The sequence below is a fragment of the Leifsonia sp. PS1209 genome, assembly GCF_012317045.1.
Lineage (GTDB): Bacteria > Actinomycetota > Actinomycetes > Actinomycetales > Microbacteriaceae > Leifsonia.
Genome location: NZ_CP051154.1, coordinates 3,228,730 through 3,248,733, shown reverse-complemented (window position 1 = coordinate 3,248,733; position 20,004 = coordinate 3,228,730). Strand labels below are relative to the sequence as shown.

At 68.7% G+C, this 20,004-nt stretch carries 16 protein-coding genes; 9 read left to right on the top strand and 7 right to left on the bottom strand.

The window, feature by feature from the left end:
* The first annotated feature begins 194 nt into the window (after positions 1-194).
* On the top strand, positions 195-1,229 hold the full coding sequence (locus HF024_RS15450; RefSeq protein ID WP_168690118.1) for a substrate-binding domain-containing protein: 1,035 nt from the start codon (positions 195-197) through the stop codon (positions 1,227-1,229).
* Between the two features lie 44 nt (positions 1,230-1,273).
* On the opposite strand, the gene HF024_RS15445 is transcribed toward HF024_RS15450, so the two are convergent.
* The 4 genes from HF024_RS15445 to HF024_RS15430 all read right to left on the bottom strand — a co-directional run bounded on the left by HF024_RS15445 (position 1,274) and on the right by HF024_RS15430 (position 5,331).
* Positions 1,274-2,623 (bottom strand): MFS transporter, encoded by a 1,350-nt coding sequence (locus HF024_RS15445; protein WP_168690117.1) that lies wholly within the window; start codon positions 2,621-2,623, stop codon positions 1,274-1,276.
* Between the two features lie 116 nt (positions 2,624-2,739).
* Complete coding sequence (locus tag HF024_RS15440) at positions 2,740-3,372, bottom strand: response regulator transcription factor (protein ID WP_085368908.1); 633 nt, start codon at positions 3,370-3,372, stop codon at positions 2,740-2,742.
* Positions 3,369-4,415, bottom strand: coding sequence for an ATP-binding protein (locus HF024_RS15435; RefSeq protein WP_168690116.1), 1,047 nt, complete (start codon positions 4,413-4,415; stop codon positions 3,369-3,371). The genes HF024_RS15440 and HF024_RS15435 overlap by 4 nt, the downstream gene beginning before the upstream one ends.
* Positions 4,416-4,428: 13 nt before the next feature.
* A complete protein-coding gene (locus tag HF024_RS15430) occupies positions 4,429-5,331 on the bottom strand; it encodes a UbiA family prenyltransferase (protein WP_168690115.1) in 903 nt (300 codons plus the stop codon).
* 368 nt (positions 5,332-5,699) lie between these two features.
* Between HF024_RS15430 and HF024_RS15425 the strand changes: the two genes are divergently transcribed.
* Positions 5,700-6,743, top strand: coding sequence for a LacI family DNA-binding transcriptional regulator (locus HF024_RS15425; protein ID WP_168690114.1), 1,044 nt, complete (start codon positions 5,700-5,702; stop codon positions 6,741-6,743).
* 9 nt (positions 6,744-6,752) lie between these two features.
* On the opposite strand, the gene HF024_RS15420 is transcribed toward HF024_RS15425, so the two are convergent.
* A complete protein-coding gene (locus HF024_RS15420) occupies positions 6,753-7,352 on the bottom strand; it encodes a gamma carbonic anhydrase family protein (RefSeq protein WP_168690113.1) in 600 nt (199 codons plus the stop codon).
* Between the two features lie 167 nt (positions 7,353-7,519).
* On the opposite strand from HF024_RS15420, the gene HF024_RS15415 reads away from it, so the two are divergent.
* The 6 genes from HF024_RS15415 to HF024_RS15390 all read left to right on the top strand — a co-directional run bounded on the left by HF024_RS15415 (position 7,520) and on the right by HF024_RS15390 (position 15,807).
* On the top strand, positions 7,520-8,782 hold the full coding sequence (locus HF024_RS15415; protein ID WP_168690112.1) for an ABC transporter substrate-binding protein: 1,263 nt from the start codon (positions 7,520-7,522) through the stop codon (positions 8,780-8,782).
* An 82-nt stretch (positions 8,783-8,864) separates the two neighbouring features.
* Positions 8,865-9,815 carry a sugar ABC transporter permease gene (locus tag HF024_RS15410; RefSeq protein ID WP_085368902.1) on the top strand — a complete coding sequence of 317 codons (951 nt, stop codon included), beginning with the start codon at positions 8,865-8,867 and terminating at the stop codon, positions 9,813-9,815.
* Positions 9,815-10,693 (top strand): carbohydrate ABC transporter permease, encoded by an 879-nt coding sequence (locus HF024_RS15405; RefSeq protein WP_168690111.1) that lies wholly within the window; start codon positions 9,815-9,817, stop codon positions 10,691-10,693. Before HF024_RS15410 ends, HF024_RS15405 begins: the two co-directional genes overlap by 1 nt.
* Before the next feature lie 5 nt (positions 10,694-10,698).
* On the top strand, positions 10,699-12,000 hold the full coding sequence (locus HF024_RS15400) for a family 1 glycosylhydrolase (RefSeq protein WP_168690110.1): 1,302 nt from the start codon (positions 10,699-10,701) through the stop codon (positions 11,998-12,000).
* A gap of 12 nt (positions 12,001-12,012) precedes the next feature.
* Positions 12,013-13,548: an alpha-N-arabinofuranosidase gene (locus HF024_RS15395; RefSeq protein WP_168690109.1), complete on the top strand. Its 1,536-nt coding sequence runs from the start codon at positions 12,013-12,015 to the stop codon at positions 13,546-13,548.
* Between the two features lie 141 nt (positions 13,549-13,689).
* Positions 13,690-15,807 (top strand): RICIN domain-containing protein, encoded by a 2,118-nt coding sequence (locus tag HF024_RS15390; protein ID WP_247597141.1) that lies wholly within the window; start codon positions 13,690-13,692, stop codon positions 15,805-15,807.
* Positions 15,808-15,854: 47 nt separating this feature from the next.
* On the opposite strand, the gene HF024_RS15385 is transcribed toward HF024_RS15390, so the two are convergent.
* Positions 15,855-18,230: an excinuclease ABC subunit UvrA gene (locus HF024_RS15385; protein ID WP_168690108.1), complete on the bottom strand. Its 2,376-nt coding sequence runs from the start codon at positions 18,228-18,230 to the stop codon at positions 15,855-15,857.
* 265 nt (positions 18,231-18,495) lie between these two features.
* Entirely contained in the window at positions 18,496-18,642 is a 147-nt protein-coding gene (locus HF024_RS15380) for a hypothetical protein (protein WP_168690107.1), read from the bottom strand.
* 239 nt (positions 18,643-18,881) lie between these two features.
* Between HF024_RS15380 and HF024_RS15375 the strand changes: the two genes are divergently transcribed.
* Positions 18,882-20,003, top strand: coding sequence for a phospholipase D-like domain-containing protein (locus HF024_RS15375; protein WP_168690106.1), 1,122 nt, complete (start codon positions 18,882-18,884; stop codon positions 20,001-20,003).
* Position 20,004: the final 1 nt, after the last annotated feature.

Below are 20,004 nucleotides of genomic sequence, written 5' to 3'. Positions count from 1 at the left end.
TCCCGGCAGCTTTGCCGGTGGTCATCGTTGAGTGATGGAGTGCCGACCCGCCGGCCCCTGGAGTGCAAGAAATTGCGCAAAAGAAGCATTCAGGGCGAAGCGACGGTGCGATCCTCGCACAGTCAATACAACGGATGCAACCGATTCAGATCGCGAAAACTTGCGCAAGTTGATTGTATGTATATGCTCTGATCATGTCCCCAGAGAAGAAACGGGAGCGGCAGCCGACCCTGTCGGACGTCGCCACCGTTGCCGGCACGAGCGTGCCGACGGTCTCGAAAGTCCTGCGGGGCGGAACGGACATCTCTCCGGCCACGCGAGACAGGGTGATGTCCGCGATCCGCGAGGTCGGATACGCGAAAGGCGCCCCGCGCCCACGGGCCAGGCCGGTCTCCTCCGAGGCTCCACCGCTCATCGACCTGGTCGTCAACCACGTCGACGGCAGCTGGGCCAACCGGGTGCTGGTCGGCGTGGAACGGGCAGCCGCCGCCGCCAACGTCGACGTGGTCATCACCATCGCCCGCGGGGACGGCGACTGGGTCTCCCGCCTGCTCCGGCGGCCGTCGCAGGGCGCCGTCATCGTGCTCGTCGATCCGACGGATGCGCAGCTCGCCGCCCTGTCGGCCGGCGGCGTCCCCGTCGTCCTCGTCACGCCGATGAGCAGGCCGGCCGCGCCGGTGCCGAGCGTCGGCGTCACCAACTGGGAGGGAGGCCGCACCGCGGCAGAGCACCTGCTGGAGCTCGGCCACACCAGCTTCGGCGTCATCGGCGGCGGACGAGACCACCTCTACAACACGGCCAGGATCGACGGCTTCCGCTCCGCCCTCCGCGAAGCGGGAGTGGCAGAGCCGGCCGTCGCGTTCGCCGACTGGAGCAGGCCACTGGCCGCCGAGCGTGCCGTCGAGCTGCTCTCGGCCGACGACCGGCCCACTGCCGTCTTCGCCTGCTCCGACCTGATGGCGCTCGGCGTGTACGACGCAGCGCGCTCGCTCGGCCTGAGCATCCCGGGCGACCTCAGCGTCGTCGGCTTCGACGACGGCCCGGAGGCCGAGTGGGCGACGCCCGCGATCACCACGGTGCACCAGCCGGTCGCCGAGATGGGAGCCGGCGCCGTCGGCCTCCTTTTCCAAACCCGCCAGACCCACCCAGACGACGAGCCCTCCCGTCCACCCCGCATCGAACTCTCGACCACCCTCATCCCGCGCGACTCCACCGCGAGACGCCACTAACTGTCGCGAAACGCCCGGAATGCGCCGCAGTTACCGGTATCTCGCTAGGCCGTCTCGTATTCCCGGGAGAGCATCCGGTACGAGCGGGTGAGGAACGCCCCTGCCCCGAGCAGCACCATCACGAGACCGGAGACCAGGAAGACGAACGCGATGCCCCGGGTGTCGCCCTCTCCGAGCAGCCAGCCCCACGTCGCCTGCCCGTCGTCGCCGGCCATGTACGGGATGATGACGAACTGCGCGATCGGCGCGATCAGGAACGCCGTGATCGGCGCGGCGGCGGACTCCATCGCCTGCGCGAACCCGAACACGCGCCCCTGGCGCCGGAACGTCACCACCTTCTGGATCACCGTCTGCTCCGCCGCCTCGACCACGGGGATCAGCGTCATGTACAGCCAGATGCCGAGCGCGTACAGCCACCACCACTCCCGGATGGTGAACAGCGCGCCCAGGACCCCCATCGCGATCACCACGAGCAGCATCGTGCGGATCGGGTTCGCGCCCAGCCCGAACTTCGCGACCAGCAGGCCGCCGATGATGAACCCCGTCGCCGTGACGGCGAGGACGATGCCCCACGCCTCCACCCGGAACAGTTCGAGCCCGTACGGGTCCATCAGCGCCAGATAGACGCCGCCGATCAGGTTGTTGAACGTGGAGAACACGATCAGCGCGAACAGGCCGGGCGCGCTGCGGATCGCCGCGATGCTGCCGCGGAGGTCGATGCCGGGCGGCTTCTCCCCGTCCGCGTGCGGTGCGTCCTCCGGGATGCGCAGGAACAGCAGGTGCAGCAGCGCCAGCCCGGTGACCGCGATGGCGATGACGAGCGTCCAGCCCATCCCGAGCATCCCGATGGCCAGACCGCTGAACACGCTGGTGACGATGAAGGCGAGCCCCTGCACCGTGCCGACCAGTCCGTTGGCGTTGGCGTGGCGCTCCACCGGGATGAGCAGGGTCACCGTGGTCGACAGCGCGATGTTGCGCATGTTCTCGATCACCGACCCGAACAGGATGATGCCGGCGAACACCCAGAACATCGGCCCGCCGAGGTCGAGCAGCGTCGACTCGGGGTAGAGCAGGTAGAAGACCCCGGCGATGCAGAACGACACCAGCGTGACGGCGCTCGCCACCACCATCACGGCGTGCTTGCGGTAGCGGTCGACGATCGAGCCGAACAGGATGGAGAACACGGCGACCAGCAGCATGTACGCACCGCCGACGATGCCGGTCGCGAGCACGGAGCGCGTCTCCAGGTACACCCAGAACGTGAGTGCGAACCAGAGGAAGCTCGTCGTGACGTTGGCGATCATCGTGTTGACGAGCACCTGCATGAACGTGCGGGTGCCGCCCGCCGGTGGGGAGGCGGACGTGACTGACGCGGCTGCTGACGGCTCCGTCATGCTGTCGAGGCTACGGGACGCGGCCGGTCCTGTCACCGGGTCGCGGCGCATCCGGCGGCGGAAGCGGATGACGGACGCGGGCGACAGAGGGACGTCAGGGACGCTGCTGGCCGACCTCAGGGCGCGTATGGAGCGGGGCCGTCGAGCAGGCCGAGTCGGGCCGCCTTGCGCACGGCGTCGATGCGGGAGGTGGCGCCGAGCTTGAGGTACATGTTCGTGGTGTGGCGCTTCACGGTGCCCTCCGCGATGTGCAGCTGCAGGCTGATGTCGCGGTTCGTGTACGCCTGCGCGATCATCCGGAGCACCTCGAGTTCGCGGCTGGTCAGGATGGCGTTGCCGCCCGCATCCACGTCGTCTCCCGCCGGATGCGGGGTGGCTGGCGCGGGTCGCGCGCCGGAGACGATCATCGAGAGGTCCTCCCCGCTGATCTTCTTGGTGACGTAGTGACTCGCCCCCGCGCGCAGCAGTTGCCGTTCCAGGGCGACGTCGTTGTGCATGGTGAGCACGACCACCGCCACCTGGGGGTGGTCCCTCCGGATGCGCGTGATGGTCTGCTCGGCGGGGATGCCGGGCAGCTCGACGTCGAGCAGGAGCACGTCGGGCGCGCTGTCTGCGACGAGCCGGAGAGCGTCGTAGCTCGTTCCGCCCTCTCCGACGATGTCGAACGCGCTCTCCAGCAGCGCCCGGATGCCCTGCCGGAACAGGCTGTGGTCGTCGATGATCACGATGCTGCGACGTTCCGCCGTCATAGGCCGGCCTCCTGAACGGGGATGGTGAGCTCGACCCTCGTGCCGACGCCGGGGCCGGGGTCGATGGTGAGGTCGGCTCCGATGAGCTCCGCGCGCTCCTGCGCGGCGACCAGCCCGAGCGCGCCCGAGCGGATCCTGTCGTGCTCGAAGCCGTGACCGTCGTCGCGCACCGACAGCAGCACGCTCTCCGGCCGCCAGGTGGAACGCACGACGATACTGTCGGCGTCGGAGTGGCGGCGGGCGTTGTGGATGGCCTCGCGCACGATGATGAACGCCTCCTCCTGCGTTCCGGTGCCGAGCCGGAACGGCTGCCCGTCGAGCTCGACGATCACCGGAGGCCCGGCCTCGTCGAGGTCGGCGACGTAGTCGTCGAGCGCTTCGTCGAGCCGCTTGTCTCCCACGAAGTGCCGCAGATCCCTGGCGATGGCCCTCGTCTCGTCGAGCGCGCCGTCGAACAGGGCCATGCCCTCCGCCAGCCTGGCCTGGGCGGCGCTGCCCTCCGGGTCGGAGAGGCCGCTGAGGTCGACGCGCTGCATCCCGGCCGCGATGCTGTGTGCGACCCTGTCGTGCAGCTCGCGGGAGATGCCGAGCCGCTCCTCGCTGTGCGCGACGGCGAGCCGTTCCAGCAGCACGTTCACGTATGCGACGGAGGCGGGGATGACGTTGCCCATGATGGATGCGTTGAGCGCCCTGGCGATCTCGTCGTTCCCCACCAGGTGGCCCACCGCATGCACCAGCACGCTGAGCGCCTCGTCGAACAGCAGCGTCGCCGCCTTGAGGCTGTCCACCGGATGCACGTTCTGGCGGGCCCGCTGCTCGCCCACCTCCGCGCCGCGCGACGCCTGCCGCGGCTCGGAGGGCAGTAGCAGCCCGAGCCGCGAGAAGGTCTGCGCGAGGATGCGCTGCACCTGCGCCACGAACTCGGCCTCGATGTACGAGTCGGAGACGAGCACGCTGTCCGCCGAACGCAGAGCGCTGGTCACGCGCTCCACGACGGCGGCGCGCGCCCCGGCGAGGTCGGCGTCGATCGGTCTCGTAGTCATCCTGTGCTTTCTATCACGGCGTGGCCGCCAGGCCCACGGCGAGCAGGTTGACCGTGTACTGAGACACCATGAATGCGCGATACGGCCGCCGCTGCGCGCGCCGGTCCTGTCCGCGTCCGGCGATCGACAGGCCGCTGACGGCGACGGCGCACGGGCCGAGCGCGGCCAGCGACAGCAGAGCGGGATTGAGCGCGGCGGCCAGCACGCCCAGCCCGCCGATCGCCGCCGACCCGGTGGCGACGGCCAGCCGCGCGGCCCGCTCGCCCAGCACGATCGGCAGCGTCCGCCGCCCGGCGATCCTGTCCCCGACGGCGTCGCCGAAGTCTTTCGCGTGCCCGACCACCGCGATCCACAGCGCCATCACCACCGCGAACACCGGCACGGCCGATGGGATGGTGCCGTGGAACGCCTCCGCTCCGGCCAGGTAGGTGAGCAGGCCACCGGATGCGGCCACCGCCAGGGCGGGTACCGCCCACTTCTTCGCGGCGTGAGCACCGAGCGAGTACGCGAGGCCGAGGGTCAGCATCAGGACGACGAGCAGCACGAACACCAGCGTGACGTGCACGGCGATCGTCAGCGACGCGACGGCGAGCACCACGCACCACGAGCCGGCCGCGTTCGTCGTGAGCGCTCCGGACGCGAGTGGCCGATGCGATCCGTTCGCCCGGTCTCCCGCGATGTCGCTGATGCCGTTCACGAGGTAGACCACCCACACGGCCAGGAACCACGACGCGCCCCCGACCACTGCTTTGAGGACCGGGATATCCCCGCCGAACGCCAGCATCCCGCCCACCAGGAACCGCAGGTTGAACACCCACAGCACGATGGGCCGTGCTTCGGTGTACGACCAGCAGAGGGTACGCAGGACGGAGAGGGGCCCGCTCGCCTCTGCGCGGACCCCGATGGTTCGGGTCACCCGCTCATCATGCGTATGCCGCGGCCCGCAGCACGATGCCGGAGCGTACGACCAAAGTCACATCTTTGCCGACCGCGCCGCCGGATATGCGACCAAAGTGGCATTTCGCTCGCCGTGGAGAGTTCGTACGTTAAGGGGGAGTGGCTTATTCGGCTTCGCCACTCTGGCACCGATGGCGCTACGTCTCGGGTGGCGCATGCGCGTCGCGCCGTGTTGGGGGGAGCGGTCAGACACTGGGTGAATACACCCGGTGTCTGACCGGGGGCCCCGGGCGGCGCGCTGAGAGGCCGAATCGAGCGATCCTTGACGTCGTGACGGCAACGTGTGCGAAGCTAGCAACGTTGTAAATCCGTCGAGGGAGGCGCCAGGTGGTCGCGACGCTGAAGGATGTCGCCGGGGCGGCCGGTGTCTCCGTGAAGACCGTGTCCAACGTCGTCAACGGGTACGAGTTCGTCAAGGCGTCGACGAGGGAGCGCGTCCTCTCCGCCATCGAGGAGCTCGGCTATCAGCCGAATCTGGCCGCACGGAATCTGCGGGCGGGCCGCACCGGCGTGATCGGTCTGGCCGTCCCGTCCCTCAGCTTCAGCTACTTCGCCGAGCTGGCGGATGCCGTGCTCGAGGCGTCACGCAAGCTCGGCTTCGTCACCCTGATCGAGCAGACGGGCGGCGACCGGGATGCGGAACTCGAGCTGCTGCGCGGGTCGCGGCTGTCCATGCTCGACGGCCTGCTGTTCTCCCCGCTCGGCATGTCGACCGACGACGCGGACTCCCTGAACGTCGACTACCCGCTGGTGCTGCTCGGCGAGCGCATCTTCGGTGGCCCGACCGATCACGTCGTCATGCAGAACGTCAATGGCGGGTATGCGGCCACCGCGCACCTCATCGACTCCGGCCGGCGGCGCATCGCCGTGCTCGGCGCGCACGTCGCCGAGCGGGTCGGCTCCGCGTCCCTGCGGCTGGAGGGGTACCGTCGGGCGCTCGCGGACGCCGGCATCGACACCGGAGACGAGCTGGTCGTGTTCCGCGAGGGCTGGCACCGCACGGACGGCGCGGCAGCGACGCGCGAGCTGCTGGACTCCGGCACACCGTTCGACGCGATCTTCGCACTCAACGACGAGCTGGCCCTCGGAGCGCTGCGCGTGCTGCACCAGGACAACGTGCGGGTGCCGGACGACGTCGCGGTGATCGGGTTCGACAACCTCATCGAAGGTCAGTTCGCGATGCCGAGCCTGAGCACCATCGACCCCGGCCGCGCCGACATCGCCGAGCGCGCCGTCGCAGCACTCATCGAGCGCATCGGCGACCGTGACGGGCACATCGGGGCGCCCAGGATGATCGAGGTGCCGTTCACCACGGTCGCCAGGGAGTCCACCCTGTCGATGTCGGCCGTCACCACGGCCCACAGCAGCTGACGGACGGGGTCAGTGCGGGTCGACGGCCTGGTCGGCGACGTGCGCGCCGTAGAAATCGGATTGCTTCCGCATGATCGTCCGCATCCCCGCATCCGGCCCCACACCGTAGACCGTTCCGGTGAAGTCCAGTTCGCGCTGGATCGCCCAGATCTCGTCGTGACGATCCGGAGGGAGGATGACCGCCGGGTCTCCGACGGCGACCCAGCCGATCGGGACGACGGCGCCGGGCTGCAGCGTCGTGTTGACCTGCACGACGCCGTGGATGCGGACCTCGGCTCCTGCGCCGACGCTGCTGCCGGGGAAGAGCGCCGCGCCGGTCGCGATGAACGCCTCGTCGCCCACCGTGCTCCCGTTGATGTGCGCGTGCGGCCCGACCATCACGGCGGCGCCGACCAGCGCGGGATGCTCGGCCCTGCCCCGGATGACGGCGTGCTCCATGACGACGGCGTCCTCGCCGATGACGACCTCGCCGTCTTCTGCGCTGATCACCGCGCCGTGCAGGATGCGGGCTCCCGCCGCGATCCGGACGTTCCCCACGATGACGGCCGTCGACGCCACGAAGGCGGCGGGGTCGATCGAGGGTTCGGCATCGCGGTGTCTGACGAGCATTCGGCGACTCCATTCGTCGGTCGCGCCATCGAGGGCGTGAGACGCTAACGATACCGAACGTTGACATCCGGAAATGGTTCTTTCTATAATCCGATACAACGTTGAAAATTCAACGTTGTAAAAACCCGTGGATCGACGCCGTCGTCGGTCACTCTGAGAGGCATTCAATGAAGAAACTCATCGCGGCCGTCGCGCTCGCGGCGGGGGCGGCCGTCGCGCTGGCGGGCTGCTCAGGCTCCGGCACCGGCTCATCGTCCTCCTCCCACGTCGATCTGACCTTCTGGCACGGATACACCGAGGCAGACGGCAAGGTCCTCGATCAGATCGTCGACGACTTCAATAAGTCGCAGAAGAACATCACGATCAAGACCACCACCAAGACCTGGGCCGTCATCGGCGACACCCTCCTCCCGGCGCTCAGCGCGAAGAAGGGCCCGGACATCGTCGCCCTCCCCGCAGAGAACCTCCCCGTCTACGCCAGCAAGGGCGCGTTCGCGAAGCTCGACGACTTCTACGCGTCCGACAGCATCAAGAGCGCCAACCTCAATCCGCGCGCCGTCGAGATGGAGAAGGTCGACGGGTCGTACTTCGGCGTGCCGACCGGCTTCGTCCCGCTCTCCGTCATCTACAACAAGGGCCTGTTCGAGAAAGCCGGCATCACCACCTTCCCGACCACCTGGGACGAGTGGGTCGCCGATGCCAAGAAGCTGACCGTCGACGAGAACGGCGACGGCACGCCGGAGCAGTACGGCCTCGCGCTGCCCGACCACGCCACCGTCGGCAACGGCGTCTGGGCCAGCCTGTTCTACGGCAACGGCGGAGACATCGTGAAGAGCGGCAAGTCCGTCGTCGACTCCGCCGCCAACGTGGAGACCCTGAAGTTCTGGTCGAACGCGGTCACCACCGGGCACATCTCGCCCACCGGACTCGACGGCGTCGCGTCCGACAAGCTGTTCAGCTCCGGCAAGGCCGCGATGGAGATCGGCGGCCCGTGGATGGCAGGGGTCGCAGCAGACGCGAAGATCGACTGGGGTATCGCGGGCATCCCCGCCGGCCCGAAGGAGCAGGCGGCGTCGGCGATCGGCATCAGTGCGGCCGTGACCGCGCAGGCCGACTCGACCAAGCAGGCTGCGGCCAAGAAGTTCTTCGACTACTTCTTCACCAAAGAGGTCGCGACCAAGTGGTCCCTCGGCTCCGGCTGGCCGCCCCTGCGCACCGACATCCCCGCCTCCGACGTGTCGTCGAACCCGGTGGTCGCGGCGCTGACGGCCATCTCGGGAACCGCCCGTCCGCTGCTGCCCGGCGTCGCCAACAGCGTGGATGTGCTCTCGGCGGTCGACGAGGCGACGCAGAAGTCGCTCGCGGGGGGAGACCCCAGCGACCTGCTGAGCGCGGCGTCCACCAAGGTCACCCAAGCGCTGAGCAAATAGGCGCTGAGCACCTAACAGAGCAGTTCCGACAACCCGGTAGCCGCCGCCCGTCCGGCGCGGCGGCTACCGCTGTGGAGACACCATGACAACGACCGTCAGACCACCCAAACGGGCCTACCGGCCTCCGGCGCCCCTCGGGGGTCGCGGACCGATCAGGACGCGCAAGGGATCGGCCCGCATCGCGCTGATCTTCCTGCTGCCGGCACTGATCATCCTCACCGCCTTCGTCGCCTGGCCGATGCTCTCGGCGCTCCGCACGTCGTTCACCGACAGCAGCGGGTTCGGGCCGGAGCAGTGGGTGGGCTTCGGCAACTACGTCGAGATCTTCACGAACCCGAGCATCCTGGGCACGCTGTCGACCACCGCGCTCTACGCGGTGCTGTTCACGCCGACCGCGCTGATCGGGGCGCTCGCCCTCGCGCTGCTGCTCAACAACCCCCGGCTGGCCGGGCGCGGGTTCTTCCGCACGGCGCTGTTCGTGCCGTTCATCGTCTCGCTCGCGGTCGCCGCCTTCGCCTGGTCGTACCTGCTCGACCCGCAGGTCGGGCTCCTCAACTTCTGGTTGCGGTCGGTCGGCATCCAGCTCGGCAACGTCCTGCAGGATCCCGTGCTCGCCATGCCGACGGTCGTGCTGGTGGCCGTGTGGAAGAGCTTCGGCTTCTACATGGTGATCTTCATCGCCGGACTGCAGGAGATCCCGGTGAGCCTGTACGAGGCGGCCCGCATCGACGGTGCGGGCGCCTGGAAGCGGTTCACCAACATCACGCTGCCGCAGCTGAGCAACACGCTCGCCTTCGTCGTGATCTTCGCCATGATCGCCGCGCTGCAGGCGTTCGACCAGATCTACGTGATGACGGGAGGCGGCCCGTACCGCAGCACCCAGACCGTCGTCATGGAGATCTACCAGGAGGGCTTCAAGAAGCTCGACCTCGGCCTCGCGTCCGCCCTGTCGTACGTGCTGCTGCTGGCGACGCTGATCCTCAGCCTGGTGCAGTTCCGCTTCTTCGGCCGTCGTGAAAAGGACCTCAGCTGATGACCACTTCGACCATCCAGAACCGACGGGGGACGCTCACGCGGCCCGGCCTGCGCGTCGGCAAGCGCGCATCCAGGTGGCTGCTGTTCGCGGCAGTGCTCGCGCTGACGCTGATCGTGCTGCTGCCCGTGATCGTCATCGTCTTCACGGCGTTCAAGCCGTCCTCCGAGATCAACGCGTACCCTCCGACGCTCGCGCCGGGCGCCTGGACGCTCGACAACTTCACGCGCATCTTCGCCGACCTGCCGTTCGCGAGGCTGTTCCTGAACAGCTTCGTGTTCGCGGGAGGGGTGACGCTGTTCGCCCTCGTCTTCGACTCGCTGGCGGCGTACGCCCTGGCGCGGCTGGACTTCCGCGGGAACAGGGTGCTCCTGATCGTGATCGTCGCGAGCCTGATGATCCCGTTCCAGGCGACGCTCATCCCGATCTACCAGCTGGTCGGCAACCTCGGGCTGGTGAACACGTTCGCCGGGCTCATCCTGCCGCGCGCAGCGGACGCGTTCGGGATCTTCTTCCTCCGCCAGTTCTTCATCGCCCTCCCGCGCGACCTCGACAACGCGGCGCGCATCGACGGCGCGAGCGAGTTCCGGGTGTTCCGCAGCGTCGTGCTGCCGAACGCGCTTCCCGCCCTGCTCACGCTCGGCATCTTCACCTTCGTGAACAACTGGAACGACCTGCTCTGGCCGCTGGTCTTCACGACGACGCCGGAGATGGGAACCGTCACCTCGGGGCTCACGCTGCTGACCGGGCCGAGCGGGATCATCCCGTACGGCACGATGATGGCCGGCTCGCTGATCGCGGTGCTGCCCCTCGCCATCCTGTTCCTGATCGTCCAGCGCCGGTTCATCGAATCGGTCGCGACAACCGGATTGAAGTGACCGGCATGACCCGACAGACCCCTCGCTGGTTCGAGGACGGCCGCCTGCGTTTCGCGCTCGGCATCGAGGACACCTTCGTGCCGCAGACGCGGCCGGGCGAGCGCGCCATCGACGAATACGAGCTGACAGAGCACTACGAACGGTTCGACGACGACTTCCGGCTCGCGGCCGGGGTCGGTGCTGAGCTGCTGCGCTGGGGCGTGCCCTGGTACCGCGTCGCACCGGAGCCAGGACGCTGGGACTGGTCGTGGACCGACCGTGCGCTGGCGAGCATGGCGGACGCCGGGCTGCGCCCGATCGTCGACCTGCTGCACTACGGCACGCCGACCTGGCTGGACGACCAGTTCGCGCATCCGGACTATCCGCAGCACGTCGCCGAGTACGCCGTCCGGTTCGCCGAGCGCTACGCCGACGTCGCACAGGACTACACGCCGGTGAACGAGCCGGTGATCCATGCGCTGTTCGCCGGCGAGTACGCGTACTGGCCTCCGTACCTCTCCGGTGCGCGCGGCTTCACCACCATCGCGGCCAACCTCGCGCGCGGCTTCGTGCACACGCAGCGCGGCATCGCAGAGGTGCTGCCCGGCGCATCCTTCGTCCACGTGGATGCCGCGATGACGTTCGTCGGCGCGGACACGGCCCCCGAGCACGCGGAGGAGGCTGCGCGGCTCTCGGAGCAGGTGCACCTGGTGGAGGACCTCGTCACGGGCCGGGTGGACGACGGCCATCCGCTGGCCGCCGGCCTCCGCGCCAACGGGCTGAGCGACGACGACCTCGCCTGGTTCGCTGAGCACACCGTGCAGCCGGATGTGATGGGCGTCAACTACTACCCGCGCCACTCCACCGAGCTGTTCGAGGCGGGCGTGCACCACGCGGGCGGCTTCGCCGACCCCCGGCCATCGGTCGACAGGGGCGCCGCCGGGCTCCGGGATGCGCTGCAGTCGTACGCCGACCGGTACGGAGCGCCCGTCATGGTCACCGAGACCTGCGTCACCGGCAGCGTCGAGGAACGCATCGCCTGGCTCGACGACTCCGTCGCGCTCGTGCACCGGATGCGCGCGGAGGGGACGGACATCGTCGGATACACCTGGTGGCCTCTCTTCGACATGTACGAGTGGACCTGGCGGCACAGTGAGAACCCGCGCGCCGACCACCTGCTCACGATGGGCCTCTACGACCTCGTCGAGACCGGCGACGGTCTCCTCCGCTCCCGGAACCCGGTCGCCGACCGCTATCGGCACCACGCCACGTCCGCCCTGTCCGCCCTGTCCGACCTGCCCGCCAGCCGCCTCACGCCGAACCCGTAACGGAACACATCCATGCACATCGCACACCTCACCATCAACACGTCGGCCAGGATCGGCGCCATCAACCCTCGGCTGTTCGGCTCGTTCGTCGAGCACCTCGGCCGCTCGGTCTACGACGGCATCTACGAGCCGGGCCACCCGCTGGCCGACGGCGACGGCTTCCGCACCGACGTCATCGACCTCGTCAAGGAGCTCGGCGTCACCGCCATCCGGTACCCGGGAGGCAACTTCGTCTCCGGCTTCAACTGGGAGGACAGTGTCGGCCCGCGGGAGGAACGGCCGACCAGGCTCGACCTGGCCTGGCACACCACCGAGACGAACGAGGTGGGCCTGCACGAGTTCCAGCGCTGGCTGGACGCCGTGGGCAGCGAGCTCATGCTCGCCGTGAACCTCGGCACCCGGGGAACGCCGGAGGCGCTGGAACTGCTCGAGTACGCCAACCTCGCGCAGGGCACGGCGCGCGCGGACCGGAGGGCGGCGAACGGACGCGCGGAGCCGTTCGACGTGCGCATCTGGTGCCTCGGCAACGAGATGGACGGCCCGTGGCAGCTCGGACACCGCTCCGCCGACGACTACGGCAAGGTCGCCGCCCAGACGGCACGCGCGATGAAGGCGTTCGACCCCGACCTGGAGCTGGTGATCTGCGGCTCGTCGAGTTCGTCGATGCCGACGTTCGCCGAGTGGGAGCGCGTCGTGCTCACCCACGCGTACGACGCGGTCGACTACATCTCCTGCCACGCGTACTACGAGAACACCGGCGACCTGGCGAGCTTCCTCGCATCCGGGATCGACATGGACCACTTCATCCGCAGCGTCACCGCCACCGCCGACCACGTCAAGGCGGTGCGCGGCAGCGACAAGACGATCAACATCTCGTTCGACGAGTGGAACATCTGGTACAACAGCCGCTACGAGAACGTCGACAAGATCACCGGCGTCGACAACTGGCCGATTGCGCCCCGCCTGCTCGAGGACGAGTACACGGTGGCGGATGCTGTGGTGTTCGGCAGCCTGCTCATCACCCTGCTGAAGCACGCCGACCGGGTGACCAGCGCCTCCCTCGCCCAGCTCGTCAACGTGATCGCGCCGATCATGACGGAGCCGGGTGGCGCATCCTGGCGCCAGACCACCTTCTTCCCGTTCGCGGCGACGGCGGCCAACGCCACCGGCATCGCCCTCGACGTGACCCCGGTGAGCGACAGCTACCCGACCGAGCGTTTCGGAGACGTGCCGCTCGTCGACGCCGTCGCGAGCCTCGACGAGAGCACGGGCAGCATCGCGGTCTACGTCGTCAACCGGGCCGTGGATGCCGGGACCTCCCTCGAGATCGACCTCCCGTCCCGCGCGCACCCCGGCACATACGCGGTCACCGCACGCACGCTGAGCGACGCGGACATCACAGCCTCCAACAACCGCGAGAACCCGGAACGCGTCGCCCTCGCCGACAACACCACCGTCAGCACGGACGGGGGCGTCCTGCGGATCGACCTGCCCGCCGTCTCCTGGACGGAGATCCTGCTCACCCCACAGAACCCGGTCACCGCTTAGACCCTTCCCACCCGTAGAACCTCCCCACCGGTAGAACCTCCCACCCCCAGCACGCTTACCCCCTCAGGCGTGACGGCGCGGACCGCGTCGGCACTGCGCCACGGATTCCCGCGACGCGAACTCTCAGATCGGAGACACACGATGATCGGATCCACCGGGGGAGCGGCCCAGCCGCGAACCTTCCGCCGCCGGATGCTGGCGGCAGCTCTCACCGCGGCAGCAGTCGCCGTGTTCGCCCAGGCGGCGATCGCCCCTCCCGCCGAGGCCGTCACGACAGGCAACGGCGCGCTGGTGTACTCGCCCGCGGCCGGGACGTCCTTCAATCCGGAGGGCGGACGCGCGGCGGGAACCACCTACGCCAAGAACATCGTCCTGAAGAACAGCGGAACATCCAACGGCACCCAGCTCGTCACCTACGACCAGCTGGTGCTCGTCGGCGGCAAGCAGGTGTACCCGATCTACCGGAGCACCGATAACGGGACGACGTGGACGCACCTCACCGACGTCGTCCCGAACAACGACTTCCCGACGCTCGCGCGCACGTCGCAGCCGTTCCTCTACGAGCTGCCCCAGCAGGTCGGCAACCTCCCGGCCGGCACGATCCTGCTCTCCGGCATGATCATGCCCACGGACCGGTCGAGCAGCAGGCTCGTCGTCTACAAGAGCGCTGACCACGGAGCCACCTGGTCGTATCTCAGCACCATCGACACCGGCGGCCCCGCGACGTACGACCCGTCTCCCACCTCCACCACCACGACGGTGTGGGAGCCGTCGCTGATCGTCGACGGAAACGGCAAGCTCGCCGCGTACTTCTCGGACGAGCGGCAGAAGGCGAACGGCGTGCTGCAGGCGGTCTCGTACCGTGAGTCCAGCGACGGCGGCCTCACCTGGGGTGCGCTCGGCAACGTGTCCGCGCCGACCAACCAGAGCGACCGCCCGGGCATGATCACGGTGACGAAGCTGCCGGACGGCCGCTACCTCGCCACGTTCGAGGTCGTCAACCGGCCGAGCCAGACCAACAACACGGCGCCGGTGTACTTCAAGATCTCTCCGGATGGGGTCACCTGGTCGCCCAGCACGAGCATCGGCACGCAGATCGCCCTCGCCAACGGGCGCGGGATCGGCTCGTCCCCGTACGTGAAGTGGGTGCCGACCGGCGGCCCGAAGGGGATGGTGGTCGTCGCATCCAAGTGGGGTCTCGACGCCTCGGGGAACATCAGCGGCGGCCAGGACTTCTACGTCAACTACAACCTGGGTGCCGGACCGTGGGAGCGGCTGCCGATGGCGGTCACCTACGACTCGACCGACACGGCGGGCGGCACATTCTCCGGGTTCGCGCAGAGCTTCGACACCAGCGTCGACGGGCGCACGCTCTACCAGGCGACGAACGTGGAGAACGCGGCGACCACGTACAACGACATCCGCGTGGGTTCGATCCCGCTGGATGCGCAGCAGTACGAGGCGGAGAAGGCGGCACGCACGTCCGACACCTCGCTGGTGACCGATGTGAACGCCGCCAACGGGAGCAAGGTCGGCAACATCAACAACAGCACGAGTGCCGTCACGTTCACGGTGCGCGTTCCGAGCGCGGGCTCGTACACGCTCAACGTGCGGTACGACAACGGCACAGGTGCGGCGAGCACGCACAACGTCTCGGTGAACGGTGGGACGGCGTCGAGCATCAGCTATCCGGCGACGGTCGACTGGGGCCGCTTCGGCTGGGCGCAGAAGACGGTGACGCTGAATGCGGGCGCCAACACGATCGCGTTCAGCAAGGGGACGTCGTACGCGGAACTCGACCAGCTGCAGGTCTACCAGCCGAGCACGCAGCTCGACTCGCAGTTCCGGATCGTGAACCGCAACAGCGGCAAGTTGCTGGAGATCGCCTCGGCGCTCACCACTGACGGCGCGCTGGCCGGCCAGTGGGCGGACACCGCGAACCCCACCCAGATCTGGAACGTCCACCCGGTGACGGGAAGCACGCAGCTGTTCAACGACAACAGCGGCAAGCTGCTGGAGATCCCGGGTGCGCAGACGGGCAACGCGGTGCAGGCCGGGCAGTGGGGTCCGACCGGGAACGCCACCCAGAACTGGAACCTCACGACCAGCGGCGGCTACTGGACGCTGACCAACGCGAACAGCGGCAAGCCCCTGGAGATCGCCGGCTCGTCCACGGCGAACGGCGCCGCCGCCCAGCAGAACGCGGCGACGGGCGCCACGAACCAGCAGTGGCAGTTCGTGCGCGAGGGCATTCAGTAGGGAGTGTGGAGGAGGGAGCGGCCGCTCGTACGCGAGTGGCCGCTTCTCTACGCCCCCACGTATGCCGCCAGGTGCTGCCCGGTGAGCGTCGATTTGGCTGCCACCAGCTCCGCCGGTGTGCCCTCGAACACCACCAGCCCGCCGTCGTGGCCGGCGCCGGGGCCGAGGTCGATGATCCAGTCCGCGTGCGCCATCACGGCCTGGTGGTGCTCCACCACGATCACCGACTTGCCGGAGTCGACCAGGCGGTCGAGGAGTCCGAGCAGCTGCTCCACGTCGGCCAGGTGGAGGCCGGTGGTCGGTTCGTCGAGCACGTACACGCCGCCCTGCTCGGAGAGGTGGGTCGCCAGTTTGAGGCGCTGACGCTCCCCGCCGGAGAGGGTCGTGAGCGGCTGGCCCAGACTCAGGTAGCCGAGTCCCACATCCACGAGCCTGCTCAGGATGCTGTGGGCGGCGGGCGTGCGCGCCTCGCCGCTGCCGAAGAACTCGTCGGCGGTGGTGACGGACATCGCCAGCACTTCGCTGATGTCCTTGCCGCCGAGCTTGTACTCGAGCACAGAGGCCTGGAACCGCTTGCCTTCGCAGACCTCGCAGACCGTGGAGACCCCGGCCATGATGCCGAGATCGGTGTAGATCACGCCAGCGCCGTTGCAGTTGGGGCAGGCGCCCTCGGAATTGGAGCTGAACAGCGCGGGCTTCACGCCGTTGGCCTTCGCGAAGGCCTTGCGGATGGGGTCGAGCAGGCCGGTGTACGTGGCGGGGTTGCTGCGGCGGGAGCCGCGGATCGCCGCCTGGTCGATGGAGATCACGCCTTCGCTGGCCGGGATCGACCCGTGCACGAGCGAGCTCTTGCCCGAGCCGGCGACGCCGGTGACGACCACGAGCATCCCGAGCGGGATGTCCACATCCACGTCGCGCAGGTTGTGGGAACTCGCGCCGCGGATGGCGAGTGTGCCGGTGGGGGTGCGCACCGTGTCTTTGAGGGTGGCGCGGTCGTCGAGGTGGTGGCCGGTGAGGGTGTCGCTCGCGCGGAGGCCGTCGAGGCTGCCGGTGTATGTGATCGTCCCGCCCGCGGTGCCCGCGCGCGGCCCGAGGTCGACGACGTGGTCGGCGATGGCGATCATCTCCGGCTTGTGCTCGACCACGAGCACGGTGTTCCCCTTGTCGCGCAGGCGGAGCAGCAGCTCGTTCATGCGCTGGATGTCGTGCGGGTGCAGCCCGATCGTCGGCTCGTCGAACACGTAGGTCACGTCGGTGAGCGACGAGCCGAGGTGCCGGATGATCTTCGTGCGCTGCGCTTCTCCGCCGGACAGCGTGCCCGCCGGCCGGTCGAGGGACAGGTAGCCGAGGCCGATCTCCACGAACGATTCGAGGGTCTGCCGCAGCGCGCTCAGCAGGGGAGCGACGGACGGCTCGTCGAGCCCGTTCACCCACTCGGCGAGGTCGCTGATCTGCATGGCGCACGCGTCGGCGATGCTGATGCCGCCGATCTTCGACGAGCGGGCGGCCTCGCTCAGCCGGGTGCCGCCGCAGTCCGGGCAGGTGGTGAACGTGACGGCGCGGTCGACGAACGCGCGGATGTGCGGCTGCATCGCCTCGCGGTCCTTCGACAGCATCGACTTCTGCAGCTTGGGCACCAGACCCTCGTAGGTGAGGTTGATGTCGCCGATCTTCACCTTGACCGGGTCGCGGTAGAGGAAGTCGTGCAGCTCTTTCTTCGTGTAGTCCTTGATCGGCTTGTCGGCGTCGAGGAATCCGGAGCCCGTGAAGATGCGCACGCTCCAGCCGTCCGCTGTGTACCCCGGGATGGTCAGTGCACCCTCCGCCAGCGACTTCGTCTCGTCGAACAGCTGGGTGAGGTCGATGTCGTTGACGCTGCCCATGCCCTCGCAGCGTGGGCACATCCCCCCGGTGACCGTGAAGCTGCGCCGCTCCTTCGTGGTGGCCTCTCCGCGCTCGATGGTGATGGCGCCGGAGCCGGACACCGACGCGACGTTGAACGAGAACGCCTGCGGCGACCCGATGTACGGCTGACCGAGCCTGCTGAACAGGATGCGCAGCATCGCGTTCACGTCGGTGGCCGTGCCGACCGTCGACCGGGCGTTCGCCCCCATCCGCTCCTGGTCGACGATGATCGCCGTGGTCAGGCCGTCGAGCACATCCACGTCGGGCCGGGCGAGCGTCGGCATGAAGCCCTGCACGAACGCGCTGTACGTCTCGTTGATCATCCGCTGCGACTCGGCCGCGATGGTGCCGAACACCAACGAGCTCTTGCCGGAGCCGGAGACGCCGGTGAAGACCGTCAGCCGCCGTTTCGGAATCTCGACGCTCACGTCTTTGAGGTTGTTGACGCGCGCCCCTTGCACGCGGATCAGGTCGTGACTATCGGCGCGGTGTGCGGCGGTCGGCGCGTCGGTGCTCATGGTGCGATCTCCATCTGTCTGGCTGTGCGCCTCATCCTAGATGCCACAGAATTGCACGTATTCAGCGGGTTTACGAGATGCCAGAAACTGTCGCAACACGCCCGGGATCGGCGACAGAAACTGGTATCTCGCGGGTGCTGGCGCTGTGCCGTCTCGCGGAGTAAGCCAGGGGTATGCCGAACCTGAACGCCGAACACATCGGCTCCGTCATCCGCGAGCACCTCCCCGAGTTCGCCGTCCCCGGTGCCCTCAGCGTGCGACCGGGCTACCTGCTGGCCGACGGGTGGATCACGGACACCCCGGCCATCGTGGTGACGATCGCACGGGATGCGTCGCTCCCCACCCTGCGCGCCGCCCTGCCGGCCGAGGTGGATGGCCTCCCCGTGGATGTGCGCGTTGCGTCGGCGGCCAAGGAGCGCATGCTGACCGAGCCCGCCGCTTTCGCGCGCACGGCGGGGCCAGCGCCCGATCGCGGCGCGGTGCCGGAGTTCGCCGACGAGTACGACCTGACGGGCGCGGTCGGCGGCGCCGCATCCGGCGCCCGGCGCATCCATCGTCCCCCGCGTCGACTTCGCCGCCGCCGCCAAAACCCAGCTCCCGTACGCGCCCCCGCCCGGCGCCGCCCTCGCCCCGGTCTCCGGTACCATGCGCGTGACGCTGAGCGCGAGTCCGGACTCCGGCTGGCCGACGCTCGGCGCGTTCCTCTCCGGGGTGCGCGAGACCCTCACCGTCGGCCTCTACGACTTCACCTCGCGGCACATCCTGCAGACCGTCGAAACCGTCCTCGCGGGCCGAACCGTGCGGCTCGTCCTCGACCATCCCGCCAAGAATCCCACCGCCGACCAGACCGACGAGCAGACCGTCGCAGCCCTCGCCACCGCCTTCGGCGACCACCTCACGCAGGCGTGGGCGCTCTCCAGGATGGACCCGCTCGCCGCCGCCTGGATCTTCCCGTCGGCGTACCACATCAAGGTCGCCGTGCGGGATTCGTCCGCCGTCTGGCTGTCCAGCGGCAACTGGAACAACTCGAACCAGCCGGACATCGACCCGGTCACCACGCCGGCCGACGCCGAGGCCGCCCGCTCCGGCGACCGCGACTGGCACGTCGTCATCGAGAACGAGCAACTCGCGCGAACCTTCGAGGCCTTCCTGCTCAACGACCTCGCTGTCGCCGCGCAGCACCAGGCCACCACTCCGGCCGCCGGGCCTGTCCCGGCCCTGCTCGCCCCGCTCGCGACCACGCCGCCGTACCAGCGCTTCTTCGCTGCAGACACCGCCGAGCGGCAGCTGACGGTGACGCCGCTGCTCACCCCGGATGCTGGCAGCTACGCCCCGCACATCCTGGACCTCATCCGGAGCGCCACGACATCGCTGCTGATGCAGTTCCAGTACATCGAACTGCCGAAGACGGTCGCGGACGCCCCCGCCGAGTTCCTCGCGTTGATCCACGCGGTGATCGACCGTCAGCAGGCCGGAGTCGACGTGCGCATCATCATGAGCCAGTTCGAGACGGCCGGCTACCTCGAGAAACTGCAGGCCGAAGGCCTCGACGTCGTGAACAGGGTGAAGCTGCAGAACAACGTGCACAACAAGGGCATCGTCGTCGACGGCCGGGCCGCGCTCGTCAGCAGCCAGAACTGGTCGCCGGCCGGGACGCTGACCAACCGGGATGCGGGCGTGATCCTCGAAAACGCCGAGATCGCCGCATACTTCACCCAGCTCTTCGAGCACGACTGGGCCGTGCTGGCGTCGCGTTCCGTCGCGCCGGATTGAC

Bases quoted from the DNA above. Each gene is read 5' to 3' on its own strand.
- HF024_RS15420 (WP_168690113.1), bottom strand. From the start codon at position 7,352: ATGCTCGTCAGACACCGCGATGCCGAACCCTCGATCGACCCCGCCGCC.
- HF024_RS15450 (WP_168690118.1), top strand. From the start codon at position 195: ATGTCCCCAGAGAAGAAACGGGAGCGGCAGCCGACCCTGTCGGACGTC.
- HF024_RS15395 (WP_168690109.1), top strand. From the start codon at position 12,013: ATGCACATCGCACACCTCACCATCAACACGTCGGCCAGGATCGGCGCC.
- HF024_RS15405 (WP_168690111.1), top strand. From the start codon at position 9,815: ATGACCACTTCGACCATCCAGAACCGACGGGGGACGCTCACGCGGCCC.
- HF024_RS15440 (WP_085368908.1), bottom strand. From the start codon at position 3,372: ATGACGGCGGAACGTCGCAGCATCGTGATCATCGACGACCACAGCCTG.
- HF024_RS15435 (WP_168690116.1), bottom strand. From the start codon at position 4,415: ATGACTACGAGACCGATCGACGCCGACCTCGCCGGGGCGCGCGCCGCC.
- HF024_RS15415 (WP_168690112.1), top strand. From the start codon at position 7,520: ATGAAGAAACTCATCGCGGCCGTCGCGCTCGCGGCGGGGGCGGCCGTC.
- HF024_RS15390 (WP_247597141.1), top strand. From the start codon at position 13,690: ATGATCGGATCCACCGGGGGAGCGGCCCAGCCGCGAACCTTCCGCCGC.
- HF024_RS15410 (WP_085368902.1), top strand. From the start codon at position 8,865: ATGACAACGACCGTCAGACCACCCAAACGGGCCTACCGGCCTCCGGCG.
- HF024_RS15445 (WP_168690117.1), bottom strand. From the start codon at position 2,623: ATGACGGAGCCGTCAGCAGCCGCGTCAGTCACGTCCGCCTCCCCACCG.
- HF024_RS15385 (WP_168690108.1), bottom strand. From the start codon at position 18,230: ATGAGCACCGACGCGCCGACCGCCGCACACCGCGCCGATAGTCACGAC.
- HF024_RS15400 (WP_168690110.1), top strand. From the start codon at position 10,699: ATGACCCGACAGACCCCTCGCTGGTTCGAGGACGGCCGCCTGCGTTTC.